Source organism: Rhizobium sp. S96, from assembly GCF_030382195.1.
In the GTDB taxonomy this organism is placed as follows: domain Bacteria; phylum Pseudomonadota; class Alphaproteobacteria; order Rhizobiales; family Rhizobiaceae; genus Rhizobium.
In genome coordinates this window covers 207,758-220,120 of record NZ_JAUDRY010000010.1, presented here as the reverse complement: position 1 = coordinate 220,120, position 12,363 = coordinate 207,758, and the positions used below count along the sequence as shown (strand labels likewise).

Here is a 12,363-nt window from a genome sequence, read left to right as displayed (position 1 = left end):
CCGAGGGCGAGCACGCCTCTTGCAATACAATATCCCTAATCTTGAAAACCCAAGATTCCCCTAAATGACGTAGTTAAAGTACGTTAATAACAACGAATATAAATTTAACAAAACCGAAACATATCAGAAAAAATATAGCAATAGCAATTGCTTATGCGGAATTTGCCGACAGCCGCACTTTTGGCGTGTGGCAAATTGTCCAAGATTAGTACGCCTTCTAGCACCCTTTCGCGTTATTCGGCGGGCGGATACCGATGTTCGCCACCGCGGTAGTCGGAAACCAGATGAGACCCTTCATCGACCTTGCGAATTGCCCGCTCGCCGATATCCGCCTTGCCGTAGCCGCCTGGTATATCAAGAATATAAGTCGGCTGGCACAGGCCGGAAATGCGGCCCCGCAACGCGGAAACGATCTTCTGCCCCTCCTCGATCGTCAGCCGGAAATGGCTGGTTCCGGGCGCGAGGTCGGGATGATGCAGATAATACGGCTTAATACGCGTCTCGACAAAGGCTTTCATCAAATCCGCAAGTATAGCCGGATCATCATTTATACCTTTAAGCAATACAGACTGGCTCAACATGACAATGCCTGCGTCCACCAAGCGTGCGCATGCGCTGCGGGCTTCCGCACTGAGCTCGCGCGGGTGATTGGCGTGCAATGCCACGTAAACGGTCTTTCCGCTCGCTTTCAGCGCATCGATCAGCGCAGCATCCACTTTGTGGGGATCCACGACCGGAACGCGTGTGTGGAACCGAACGATCTTGACGTGTTCGATCGATGCCAGCTCGCCAAGGATTTCCTTGAGGCGGCGCGGCGACAGAACCAGCGGATCACCACCCGTGAGAATGACTTCCCATATCTCGCTATGTTCCCGGATATAATCGAACGCAGCTTTCATGGCGTTGCTATCGAGCGTTCCCAAACCCTGCGGCCCCACCATCTCGCGGCGAAAACAGAAACGGCAGTAGACGGGGCAAACATGAACGGCCTTCAGCAGTACCCGGTCCGGATACCGGTGAACGATACCTTCGACCGGGCTGTGCGCATGATCGCCGATCGGGTCGGCCCGCTCCTCGGCAGTCACCACGAGTTCGGCCGCATCCGGCACGAACTGGCGAGCGATCGGATCGGCAGGATCGTCGCGGTTGATCAGCTTCACCACGTCAGCCGTCAGCGCAATGGCATAGCGCGCCGCGACCTCACTCAATGCGGCCCGATCGCGTTCCGCAATCAGTCCGGCATCGCCCAGATCTTCAACGCTCTTGATCGGCCTGACAATATTCACCGCCCGTACTCCGCCACCGGCGCCCACAACACCTGATCGATCCGGGAGGCACCGGTCGCGAGCATCACCAACCGATCGAAGCCCAAGGCTATACCGCTTGCCTCCGGCATGATTGAAAGGGCGTCCAGAAAATCCTCATCGATCGGATAGGTCTCACCGTAGATACGCGCCTTCTCCGCCATTTCAATCTCGAAACGGCGGCGTTGCTCGACGGGATTTGTCAATTCACCAAAGCCATTTGCGAGCTCCACGCCGCAGGCATAAACCTCGAAGCGCTCGGCCACACGAGGATCGCGTGCCGATGGTCGCGCCAGCGCCGCCTCGCAAACCGGATATTCGTCAAGAATGGTGACTTGGCCAAAACCGAGATGTGGCTCCACCTTTTCGACAAGGACGCGGCTGAATAGGTCGGCCCAGCCATCGTCATCAGCCACACGCATGCCCACATGATGGACCTCCGCTGCGAGATGGTCGCGGTCGGTCGATCCATCGGCGCAGACTGAGGCCAGTAGGTCGATGTTCGCGTGTTGTCTGAAAGCGTCCGCCACGCTGATCCGTTCCGGACCATTGAACGGATCGCACTCTTTGCCTCTATAGTTAAGCTTGGCGGTCTTCGTCGTCTCTGCCGCCAGCGCAAGGATCCGCACGCAGTCCATCATCAGGCTCTCGTAGCTTTCACCGGCACGATACCATTCAAGCATCGTGAATTCCGGATGATGCAGCGGCCCTCGTTCGCGATTGCGATAGACATGCGCAAAGCACACGATGCGCTCTTCACCGGCAGCAAGCAACTTCTTGCAGGCGAACTCAGGCGAGGTGTGCAGATAGAATGGCGCAGCCTGACCGTCCGTCGTCAATGCTTGCGTGGCAAAGGCATGCAGGTGCGCCTCATTGCCGGGGGACACCTGAAGCGTGGCCGTGTCCACCTCCATAAAATCCTCGCGCGCAAAATAGCCACGCAACGCCGCCTGAATTGCATTTCTGCCAAGCAGGAATGGTCGGCGATCGGCATGAACGCTTGGCGTCCACCACGGAGATGCTCTGGCGATTGAGGGTTTCATACGATTGGGTCTCAGCCGGATGGACCAACGCGAGGGCTGGCTATTTGCCGGATTTTAGGTTAGTTGCGCCCCCAAAGAACAATCAATTGCGTCTCCGGGGCCATACGAACAGTCCTCTACGACGCCAAAAGCCGAGTTACAAGGAAGTCTTATGGTCAAGGTTATCGCCTCTTCTGTCCGCAAGGGCAACGTTCTTGATGTGGACGGCAAGCTCTATGTCGTCCTGACGGCGCAGAACTTTCACCCCGGTAAGGGCACGCCGGTCACCCAGGTCGACATGCGCCGCATCGTCGATGGCGTGAAGGTTTCCGAACGCTGGCGCACCACCGAACAGGTCGAGCGTGCCTTCGTCGAGGACGTCAATCACCAGTTCCTTTATGAAGATGGCGAAGGCTTCCACTTCATGAACCCGGAGAGCTATGATCAGGTCGTCGTCGACGTCGACACCATGGGCGACCAGAAGGCCTACCTCCAGGAAGGCATGACCTGCATTCTCTCCATGCATGAAGGCATCGCGCTGGCACTCGAACTGCCGCGTCACGTTACCCTCGAGATCACCGAGACGGAACCGGTCGTCAAGGGTCAGACGGCCTCGTCCTCCTACAAGCCGGCCATGCTGTCGAACGGCATCCGCACCCTGGTACCGCCGCACATCAACGCCGGTACGCGCGTCGTTATCGCAACGGAAGACAATTCCTACGTCGAGCGCGCCAAGGACTGATTTTCGTCAGATCGCAATTCAAGAAAAGCCGCGTTATCTCTAACGCGGCTTTTTCTATGTGCACTCCACCAAACAAAAAGCGCCAGCAAATGCCAGCGCTTTTCTTATTCTCAGGCAGCGCGCGGCAACCGGGAGGTAACCGCGCGGCTCAGTTTAGTAATAGTTGCGCGGGCAACGTGCTTCGTAACGACGACCGTATCTGTCGCGGTATACGCAGTAGCCCCGGTTTTCAGTCGAGCGGCCGATCAATGCGCCAACGAGACCACCAGCTACGGCGCCAACGGCAGCACCACCCCAGCTGTGGCTGATCGCGCCACCAATGATGGCACCGCTACCGGCGCCAATCGCCGTACCCTGCTCGGTCGGTGTGCAAGCTGCAAGTGCGCCGACCAATGCGCCAATGAGAACGATTTTCTTCATCATGACATAGATCTCCCAGGTTTTTTTGGGGCGCCTAGATGCGTCCCATCAGCAGAAGAATAACAATAATTACAAGAACTAGCCCCAAACCACCGGAAGGTCCATAGCCCCATGCGCGGCTGTAACCCCAATTTGGTAGGGCGCCGATCAAAAGCAGAATAAGGATAATGAGAAGTATGGTTCCGAGCATGTTTCGTAGCCTCAGCGAATTTCGAGTTTCAATGAACATGAAACACGCTTGTCACATTTTTGTTCCCGACCACCGTCTGCGCATCAAGCGATATCCGGGCGCGGCTAATTCTTAACGGCGACTAGCCGAATTGTGCGGGAGGGACAACTTTTCCACCTAATCATATGGTTAAAAAACAATTTAAATACAATATGTTGCCGTGAACAAATGCCGAAAACGCGAAAGTCGCTGATTCGTCGTCCGTTTGTTCCGTTTTTGATCAAGACGTTAATCGCGGCGTAAAAAACACCGCTCGCTTGCCAGTCACATCAGTAAAACCCAGCCGTAGCTGAATCAGCATTGACATGGCTTGGTAGCGTTCGAACACCCGCAATGCGAGAATCTTGAGATTCAGCATCTTGTGGAAAAAGTGATTCAAAATCAATACTTAGCCGTGAACAAACACTGAATCATCTGGAGTCATCGATTCGTCGCTGATTCGTTCTCAAGCTGTTCCGAATCGGAATACGCGCATTCTGCAAGCTATTCGCGCATCCATTCAGGACATCAAATTCAAAATCGACCCTTGCGTTTGGGTGGCTGGCTGTCCATGTGTGGTGTGCTTCAGAGAGGAGCTGAACGACCCTCGGGACATCCCGCTTACCTTCAGGACCAAGAAACTGACATCGCAGCCCATGATATTGTCCGGGCGCGGCGTGACCGCGGTGCTCGGACCCACCAATACCGGCAAGACGCATTATGCCATTGAACGCATGGTCGCCCATGGTACCGGCGTCATCGGCCTGCCGCTGCGGCTGCTGGCTCGCGAGGTCTATACGCGTGTCGTTGAAAAGGTAGGCGTTCAGAACGTCGCCTTGGTGACGGGCGAGGAAAAGATATCGCCCCCCAATGCACGATTTTCCGTCTGCACCGTCGAGGCCATGCCGCGCGAGACGAAAGCGGCCTTCGTTGCCATCGATGAAGTGCAGCTGGCGGGTGATCTGGAACGCGGCCATATCTTCACGGACCGCATTCTCCATCTGCGCGGCCGTGACGAGACGTTGCTGCTTGGCGCTGGCACCATGCGCCCCATCCTCCAGCAACTCCTCCCTGGCATCACCGTTGTCGAGCGGCCCCGCCTCTCGCACTTATTCTACGCCGGCCAGAAGAAAATCACGCGCCTGCCCCAGCGTTCGGCCATCGTCGCCTTTTCCGCTGACGAGGTCTATGCGATCGCCGAGCTTATTCGGCGCCAGCGCGGCGGTGCGGCAGTTGTTCTCGGCGCGCTCAGCCCGCGAACGCGCAACGCTCAGGTCGCCCTCTACCAGGCGGGTGACGTCGAATATCTCGTTGCGACCGATGCCATCGGCATGGGCCTCAATCTCGACGTCGATCACGTGGCCTTCGCGCAGGACCGTAAATTCGATGGCTACCAGTTCCGCAATCTCAACCCAGCCGAGCTTGGCCAGATCGCGGGCCGCGCCGGGCGCCATGTGCGTGACGGTACCTTTGGCGTCACCGGACAGGTCGAGCCTTTCGACGACGAGGTCGTCAACCGCATCGAGTCTCACCAGTTCGACAACGTCAAGGTGCTGCAGTGGCGGACGAAAGACCTCGACTTCGCCTCGATCCAGAGATTGCGGACCAGCCTTGAGACCGCGCCACGCGTATCAGGGCTGACGCGCGCGCTTCCGTCCGTGGATCAGCAGGCATTGGAGCAGCTGTCGCGCTATCCCGAAATCACCGACCTTGCCACCACGCCCGAACGCGTGGAAAAGTTGTGGGAAGCCTGCGCCCTACCCGACTATCGTCGTATTACACCGGCACAACATGCCGATCTTATATCCACCCTCTTTTCGGATCTTGTGCGCTATGGCACGGTAAACGAGAACTTCCTTGCCGAGCAGGTGCATCGCGCTGATCGAACAGACGGTGAAATTGACACGCTTTCGGCGCGAATCGCGCAGATAAGAACGTGGACCTATGTGTCGAATCGGCCTGGTTGGCTTGCTGATCCGACACACTGGCAGGAAAAGACGCGGGAAATCGAAGATCGATTGTCCGATGCGTTACATGAAAGGTTGACGAAACGCTTTGTTGATCGCAGGACATCTGTGCTCATGAAGCGCCTGAGAGAGAATGCGATGCTGGAAGCAGAAATCAGTGTAAATGGCGATGTCTTCGTTGAAGGACATCATGTGGGACAATTGTCGGGATTCCGGTTCACGCCTGTTTCGGGAGCGGATGGACCAGACGCCAAGGCAGTTCAGACTGCTTCGCAAAAGGCGCTTGCTCTTGAATTCGAGGCGCGCGCCGCGCGTCTGCATGCGGCTGGCAATGGCGATCTGGCAATCAGCTCGGATGGCTTGATCCGCTGGCTCGGCGACCCTGTTGCGCGCCTGGCGGGCAGCGATCACATCATGCGACCGCGCGTTCTGCTGCTTGCCGACGAGCAGCTGACGGGCAATGCTCGTGATCACGTGGCTGCTCGCATCGAGCGCTTTGTGAACCATCACATCAGCACGGCTCTGAAGCCGCTCGACGATCTTTCGCGTGCCGAGGATCTGCAGGGCCTCGCAAAGGGTCTCGCCTTCCAGCTGGTTGAGAATCTCGGCGTTCTGTTCCGTCGCGACGTTACAGAAGAAGTGAAGTCGCTGGATCAGGATGCGCGCGCATCGATGCGCCGCTATGGCGTTCGTTTTGGCGCCTACCACATCTTCGTTCCTGCGCTGCTGAAGCCGGCACCGGCCGAGCTCATCACCCTCCTCTGGGCGCTGAAGAACGACGGTCTCGACAAGCCGGGCTACGGCGACCTCATTCCGGTTCTGGCCGCCGGCCGCACCTCGGTTGTCACCGACCCTGGTTTTGAACGCACCTTCTACAAGCTTGCCGGCTTCCGCTTCCTCGGAAAGCGTGCGGTGAGAATCGATATCCTCGAGCGTTTGGCCGACATCATTCGTCCGCTGCTGCAGTGGAAGCCCGGTCAACCCAACCGTCCGGAAGGCGCCTACGACGGCCGGCGGTTTACGACGACGACGGCGATGCTCTCCATTCTCGGTGCGACGCTCGACGACATGGAAGAAATCCTGAAGGGACTTGGCTACCGCGCTGACGCCGTCAAGGCCGAGGAAGCAGCTGCCTATCTCTCCACCCAGAATGCTTCGTCCACGCCACCGTCCGATAGTGCGACGGAAGAGACGGCTGACAAGGCTGATCACGACGATGCGGACAGCTCAGCGGAAGAACCCGCCGCGGAAGCCAGTGCAACGGAGGCTGTTGCCACGCAACAAGACGCCGCCGAGGCAACCGACGCTGCCGAGACCGAAGAACCGAAGCCTGTTCTCCTTTGGCGCCTCGGTGGTCGCAACGACAATCAACGCCAGCCGCGCAATCACGGCGAGCGTCGTGGTGGTCAGGGTCAAGAACGCGCCCAGGGCCAGCGTCGCCAAGGTGGCGAGGGCCGAGAAGGCGGTGAAAACCGTGACGGCAACCGCCAGCACCGCGGCAAGGACGGCGGAAAGCCGCAAGGACGCGGTGATCGCAACGAACAGCGCGGCGATCGCCAGGACCGTGGCGACCGCAAGGACAGAAACAACAATCGCGGCGGCCCGCAGCCGCTGCGCTTCGAGGCAAAGCCGCCACGCAAGGAAAAGCCGATTGATCCGGATTCTCCTTTCGCCAAGCTCGCTGCCTTGAAGGAGCAGATGAAGAAGTAACCAATGAGCGGAGAAAGACAGCCATCCGGCGATTCGCGGCAGCGCATCGACAAGTGGCTGTTTTTCACGCGCATGGTGAAATCGCGCTCGCTGGCGCAAAGCCACATCCAGGCGGGCCACGTGCGCATCAATGGCGACCGCGTCGCCCAGCCCAGCCATATGATAAAGACCGGCGACAAGGTGGAAATCGCGCTTGAACGGCGCGATCTCGTCCTTGTGGTCAAGGCGGCGGGAGATCGGCGCGGCCCCTACGAAGAGGCCAGACTCCTATATGAGGATCTGACGCCACCTCCGGACGAGACGAAACGGCTTTCCCTCTACGAGCAGGCAACGCGTGCGATTGGCGCCGGAAGGCCGACGAAAAAAGAGCGCAGAGCAATCGACAGGCTAATGTCTGACGACGATTAGAAAACTGTCTCTCAACGGCCCCGTTTTGCGATCGGTTTATTCTTGAAATCCGCCATCAGAACCGATACTTCACATTCGACTTGCCGGATTACGTGAGGCTTCGCACAGTTGTCCACGCCCCAGTCCGGCCAGGGGAAAGGCGCGACGTTCCAGGTTGCCCGCCCCACTGCGTGGAAATCCTGGAGTTCTTCATGACCTATGTCGTGACCGACAACTGCATTCGCTGCAAATACACGGACTGCGTCGAAGTGTGCCCAGTAGACTGCTTCTACGAAGGCGAAAACTTCCTTGTCATTCATCCTGACGAGTGCATCGATTGCGGCGTCTGCGAGCCCGAATGTCCCGCCGAGGCGATCAAGCCGGATACGGAGCCGGGCCTCGACAAGTGGCTGAAGATCAATGCCGAGTTCGCAAGCATCTGGCCAAACATCACCGTCAAGAAGGACGCGATGCCGGAGGCCAAGGAGCTGGACGGCGAGACCGGAAAGTTCGAAAAGTACTTCTCGGAAAAGCCCGGCGCAGGCGACTGATCGACCGGCAAAACCCGCCGATCAAAAAAGTGCGGGATGCGTCCACTGATGCACAGGAAATTGCTTGAATCATATGGGTGACATGTGTTGCCTGCATGACTCAGGCTCAGTAAATTATTGATTTCCTCATATTTTTGTGGTAGCTTTACAACACTGATCCATTTGCGGCATTTTGCGTGCCCAAAACCACCACGAAAGCAAAACAAATCCACACGCGGTTTCCGTGACATATCAACGCCTTGAGCTGTGAGGTCCCGAAATCGTGCGCGTGATTGTGTTTGTTTCCGTTCGGTCGGAACAGAAGCAAAGTCACCCGACGGGTTGCACCGTCTAACCCGGGCCTGACTGACCCGGCTCCGGCCGCCGCCGGAAGCGTAACAGGGAGTTTTTGAATAGAATGACGACCCAGCAGAAAAAGCCTTCTTCCGCACGTCACGGCTTCAAGACCGGTGAATCGATCGTGTACCCCGCACATGGCGTCGGTACCATCACCGCTATCGAAGAGCAAGAAGTTGCAGGCATGAAGCTCGAACTTTTCGTTATCGATTTCGAGAAGGACAAAATGCGCCTGAAGGTGCCGGTCGCGAAGGCCATGAGCATCGGTATGCGCAAGCTCTCTGAAACCGATTTTGTTGATCGGGCACTGAAGGTTGTGCAGGGCAAGGCGCGCGTAAAGCGTACGATGTGGTCCCGTCGCGCTCAGGAGTATGACGCCAAGATCAATTCCGGCGACCTTATCTCTATCGCTGAAGTCGTGCGCGACCTCTACCGTGCCGAAAACCAGCCGGAACAGTCCTATTCCGAACGTCAGCTTTACGAAGCTGCGCTTGACCGTATGGCTCGCGAAATCGCTGCCGTAAACAAGATGTCGGAAACCGAAGCCGTTCGCCTCGTTGAGACCAACCTGAACAAGGGTCCCAAGCGCGGCAAGGCGATTGAAGAAGACGAATCTCAGGACGAAGCTGCCTAAACAGCGGCCCGCTTCCCCTATCAAAAACCCGGCCTTCGAGCCGGGTTTTTTTTGGAACTTTTTCCAGCCTCGCGCGTTATCGAATTGCTGTTGCGAATGTCTACGGGGCTATCACCCCGATCGAACGTTCGCTTTTGGGTCTACGTTCGATGAGGAGTGGATTATGCGTTCCACAATTTGCCAGATCGGCAACGTGACAAGACTGATCTCTCTTCGCCGGATTTCCGACGCATAACGTTAAAGTAGGGCCTCCTGCTGAAACGTCCAGAGTTCGGGGCCTTCATATCTTCAAGCCAAGATTTTGATCTGGGTGCAACGCCCGGAATTGAACATTGTTTGCCCCGTCGAGGGCCCAAGCGTAAGTTCAGGAGATCGATATGAAGAACATGTCTGCAGACCGGCGCATGATCAAAATTGCCATGGCGGCGCCCTATCTTGCCCGAGAAGAAGAACATGACCTGGCTGTCCGCTGGAAGCACAACGAGGATCGCGGCGCGCGCAACCAGATCGCAATGGCGCACATGCGCCTGGTTATCTCGATGGCAGCGAAGTTCCGCAATTTCGGTCTCCCGATGAGTGACCTCGTGCAGGAAGGCTATGTCGGCCTGCTCGAAGCAGCCGCCCGCTTCGAACCCGAACGTGACGTTCGCTTTTCGACTTACGCCAGCTGGTGGATCCGCGCGTCCATACAGGATTACATCCTTCGCAACTGGTCCATCGTTCGCGGGGGAACGAGTTCCGCGCAAAAGGCGCTCTTCTTCAATTTGAGGCGCCTGCGCGCGAAGCTCGCAAAGGGCGATACGCAGCTGACGCTACAATCCATCCATCAGGAGATCGCCGGTGCCCTCGGCGTGAGCCTTGCGGACGTTCAGACCATGGATGCCCGGCTTTCAAGCAACGACGCGTCGCTCCAGGCCCCCTCGGTCTCCGGTGACGCGGATAGTGCCGAGAAGATGGACTTCCTCGTCAGCGACGAGCCACTCCCGGACGAACAGGTGACAAACATGATCGACGGCGAACGTCGTCGCGTCTGGCTCGCATCGGCCCTGACACGCCTGAACGAGCGCGAGATGAAGATCATCAGTGCCCGCCGGCTGGCGGAAGACGGCGCCACGCTGGAAGAGCTCGGTGCCGATCTCGGCATCTCCAAGGAACGCGTTCGACAGATCGAAAGCCGGGCAATGGAAAAGCTTCGGTCGGCCCTCGTGAGCGCCGATCCCTATATGGCCGCATCGGTCTGACAGAATTACTCCCCCAGTGATGCAACTGGCCCGGCGCAAGCCGGGCCTTCTTTTATTCCGAGATGATTTTAACGCGGTCGCCGACAGCCACCGACGCACCCGTTGGAAGGGCATTGATGAGCTTGAAGAGATCGAGCTTGCGATCCGTACCCATCATCCGCGAAGCGAGCGTGGTGATGTTCTCGCCCGGGCGGACGGTGACGACGCGAATCCGCAACGGCTTCAGGGACGCCGCTTCTTCAGGCGTCATGCGCCGGAAACTTGCTCTCAGCACATCGGCCGTCTGCTGCAGGCTCGGACTGCCCTTTGGCACTGCAGTCAGGAAGCGGAATATCTGCGATTTGTTGCGAATGACCGTAACGTCGAAGTCCCAGCGATCTGCGCTAGCCCGGGCGGTAGCGGCTTCCATGCCGTTGACCGTGATCTGCTGGATCGTCGAAGGATCAAGGCCGGTCACCCAACCACTCGAAATATAGTTGGTCAGCGACTGGTTCTCGTTGTCAGCAACGCCATCGAAACGGATCGCAACATCGTTGGGTCCGGTTGCCATGACCGCCTCGACCTTGTTGTCGATCTTGAAGTCGGGCGGCACGTCAAAGCGAATGCCAAGACCGCCATGCAGGAAGGTCTGGCCGCGGACATAGCCTTCCTCGGGGCTATCGCCATAGAGAAGCCCATCAATACCATCGAGATAGTAGTCGCGGCCAGTGTCTCCAACCTTGCCTTCCTGGCCGAAAGCGCGGGCATGGTCACGCGCGAGCTCGATACGCTGGGCAGAGTTCGGATGGCTCGACAGGAAGTCGAGGCTCTGGTCGGCATCCGGATCGACAGACATGAAGCGGCTATATCCCGCCATAGCGTCAAGGAAGCGCGCGGCCGCGTAAGGGTCATAGCCAGCCTCGCCGAGCATCCGCACACCGATGACATCAGCCTGTAGTTCCTGCTGCCGTGAGAAGGCCGCAAGACGCAGCTTGCCGCGTGCCAGCGCCTGTTTGCCGGCAATATCGCTCGACAGAACTTCAGCGACAACACGGCTGGCGATGACCTCAGCTTCTTCCCGCTTCTGTCGCTCAATGCCGTGATTGGCGGTGACGTGGCCCATCTCGTGCGACAGAACCGCCGCCACTTCCGAGGCATCGTTGGCGAGCGCCAGCAGGCCACGGGTCACATAGAGATAGCCGCCAGGCAGGGCGAAGGCGTTGATAGCCGGGGAATTCAAGATCGTGATGCGGTAGGATTGGCTGGGATTTTCGGACACCGCAGTCAGCGCGCCGGCGATGCGCGCAACCAGACGCTCGGTCTTCGCATCCTTGTATTCGCCGCCATAGCTTGCGACGATACGGGGATGTTCGCGAGCGCCCATGGCAGCGCGCGGATCGTTCTTCTGCACCTCGTCGACGATCTGCGGATTTGAGGACGGGCCGACGCTCGGTTGATAGGATTGTTCCAAAGCGGACTGGCAGCCGTACAGCGCGACGCTTGCAAAAGAGACAAGCGACAGCCTTCGTGCCCAACGGCACGTTGCAAAGAACACATCACTGGAGGTCGCGGGCCATTTCCACGTCGTCATGCTGTGCAGGCGGGCTCTCCAAGTCATCGTTCTTGTCGGTCGGCTCCTAGCGAACCGGCCGTCTTCATCAAGGGTCAACAGGCGTCCGTCCCCGCTTCTGCAGTGCACAATCGAGGACGTAAGTCTTTGCTGTAACTGATTTCCGCATCGGTTGCATAGCGAGACTCTGCTTAAATGTAGCGCCGTTGTATTTTAGCAAGCGTAACGTGGTTAAGGAGTTGCTTGGGTCGCTTGAAATTATGGCGAAAGTGCCGTTGCACAGTCCAGATTC

Annotated in this window: 11 protein-coding genes; 6 read left to right on the top strand and 5 right to left on the bottom strand. The window is 57.9% G+C overall.

Annotated elements, in window-relative coordinates; genetic code table 11:
* Positions 1-233: 233 nt before the first annotated feature.
* Together QTL94_RS13245 and epmA are read right to left on the bottom strand one after the other, a co-directional pair.
* Complete coding sequence (locus QTL94_RS13245) at positions 234-1,286, bottom strand: lysine-2,3-aminomutase-like protein (RefSeq protein ID WP_289802178.1); 1,053 nt, start codon at positions 1,284-1,286, stop codon at positions 234-236.
* Complete coding sequence (gene epmA / locus QTL94_RS13240; protein ID WP_289802176.1) at positions 1,283-2,347, bottom strand: EF-P lysine aminoacylase EpmA; 1,065 nt, start codon at positions 2,345-2,347, stop codon at positions 1,283-1,285. The genes QTL94_RS13245 and epmA overlap by 4 nt, the downstream gene beginning before the upstream one ends.
* A 151-nt stretch (positions 2,348-2,498) precedes the next feature.
* On the opposite strand from epmA, the gene efp reads away from it, so the two are divergent.
* Positions 2,499-3,068, top strand: coding sequence for an elongation factor P (gene efp / locus QTL94_RS13235; RefSeq protein ID WP_065694574.1), 570 nt, complete (start codon positions 2,499-2,501; stop codon positions 3,066-3,068).
* Between the two features lie 153 nt (positions 3,069-3,221).
* On the opposite strand, the gene QTL94_RS13230 is transcribed toward efp, so the two are convergent.
* Both QTL94_RS13230 and QTL94_RS13225 read right to left on the bottom strand, forming a co-directional pair.
* The gene (locus QTL94_RS13230) at positions 3,222-3,491 is read right to left on the bottom strand and encodes a YMGG-like glycine zipper-containing protein (RefSeq protein ID WP_065694575.1); all 270 of its coding nucleotides are present in this window, start codon (positions 3,489-3,491) and stop codon (positions 3,222-3,224) included.
* A gap of 31 nt (positions 3,492-3,522) precedes the next feature.
* Positions 3,523-3,678: a DUF3309 family protein gene (locus QTL94_RS13225; protein ID WP_083199696.1), complete on the bottom strand. Its 156-nt coding sequence runs from the start codon at positions 3,676-3,678 to the stop codon at positions 3,523-3,525.
* Between the two features lie 674 nt (positions 3,679-4,352).
* Here QTL94_RS13225 and QTL94_RS13220 point away from each other — a divergent pair.
* From QTL94_RS13220 to QTL94_RS13200, 5 genes are all read left to right on the top strand, one after another.
* A complete protein-coding gene (locus QTL94_RS13220; RefSeq protein WP_065694576.1) occupies positions 4,353-7,373 on the top strand; it encodes a helicase-related protein in 3,021 nt (1,006 codons plus the stop codon).
* A gap of 3 nt (positions 7,374-7,376) precedes the next feature.
* Positions 7,377-7,781: an RNA-binding S4 domain-containing protein gene (locus tag QTL94_RS13215; RefSeq protein ID WP_065694577.1), complete on the top strand. Its 405-nt coding sequence runs from the start codon at positions 7,377-7,379 to the stop codon at positions 7,779-7,781.
* 191 nt (positions 7,782-7,972) lie between these two features.
* On the top strand, positions 7,973-8,311 hold the full coding sequence (fdxA, locus tag QTL94_RS13210; protein WP_065694612.1) for a ferredoxin FdxA: 339 nt from the start codon (positions 7,973-7,975) through the stop codon (positions 8,309-8,311).
* A 397-nt stretch (positions 8,312-8,708) separates the two neighbouring features.
* Positions 8,709-9,281: a CarD family transcriptional regulator gene (locus tag QTL94_RS13205; protein WP_065694578.1), complete on the top strand. Its 573-nt coding sequence runs from the start codon at positions 8,709-8,711 to the stop codon at positions 9,279-9,281.
* Between the two features lie 377 nt (positions 9,282-9,658).
* The gene (locus QTL94_RS13200; RefSeq protein WP_065694579.1) at positions 9,659-10,522 is read left to right on the top strand and encodes an RNA polymerase factor sigma-32; all 864 of its coding nucleotides are present in this window, start codon (positions 9,659-9,661) and stop codon (positions 10,520-10,522) included.
* Between the two features lie 52 nt (positions 10,523-10,574).
* Here the strand turns inward: QTL94_RS13200 and QTL94_RS13195 are convergent, their stop codons facing one another.
* Entirely contained in the window at positions 10,575-12,119 is a 1,545-nt protein-coding gene (locus tag QTL94_RS13195) for a M48 family metalloprotease (RefSeq protein ID WP_289802168.1), read from the bottom strand.
* Positions 12,120-12,363: the final 244 nt, after the last annotated feature.

What these genes read in the sequence shown, in the direction of transcription:
- QTL94_RS13215 (WP_065694577.1), top strand. Translation starts at nt 7,377, where the DNA reads ATGAGCGGAGAAAGACAGCCATCCGGCGATTCGCGGCAGCGCATCGAC.
- epmA (WP_289802176.1), bottom strand. Translation starts at nt 2,347, where the DNA reads ATGAAACCCTCAATCGCCAGAGCATCTCCGTGGTGGACGCCAAGCGTT.
- fdxA (WP_065694612.1), top strand. Translation starts at nt 7,973, where the DNA reads ATGACCTATGTCGTGACCGACAACTGCATTCGCTGCAAATACACGGAC.
- QTL94_RS13195 (WP_289802168.1), bottom strand. Translation starts at nt 12,119, where the DNA reads ATGACTTGGAGAGCCCGCCTGCACAGCATGACGACGTGGAAATGGCCC.
- QTL94_RS13220 (WP_065694576.1), top strand. Translation starts at nt 4,353, where the DNA reads ATGATATTGTCCGGGCGCGGCGTGACCGCGGTGCTCGGACCCACCAAT.
- QTL94_RS13230 (WP_065694575.1), bottom strand. Translation starts at nt 3,491, where the DNA reads ATGATGAAGAAAATCGTTCTCATTGGCGCATTGGTCGGCGCACTTGCA.
- QTL94_RS13205 (WP_065694578.1), top strand. Translation starts at nt 8,709, where the DNA reads ATGACGACCCAGCAGAAAAAGCCTTCTTCCGCACGTCACGGCTTCAAG.
- QTL94_RS13225 (WP_083199696.1), bottom strand. Translation starts at nt 3,678, where the DNA reads ATGCTCGGAACCATACTTCTCATTATCCTTATTCTGCTTTTGATCGGC.
- efp (WP_065694574.1), top strand. Translation starts at nt 2,499, where the DNA reads ATGGTCAAGGTTATCGCCTCTTCTGTCCGCAAGGGCAACGTTCTTGAT.
- QTL94_RS13200 (WP_065694579.1), top strand. Translation starts at nt 9,659, where the DNA reads ATGAAGAACATGTCTGCAGACCGGCGCATGATCAAAATTGCCATGGCG.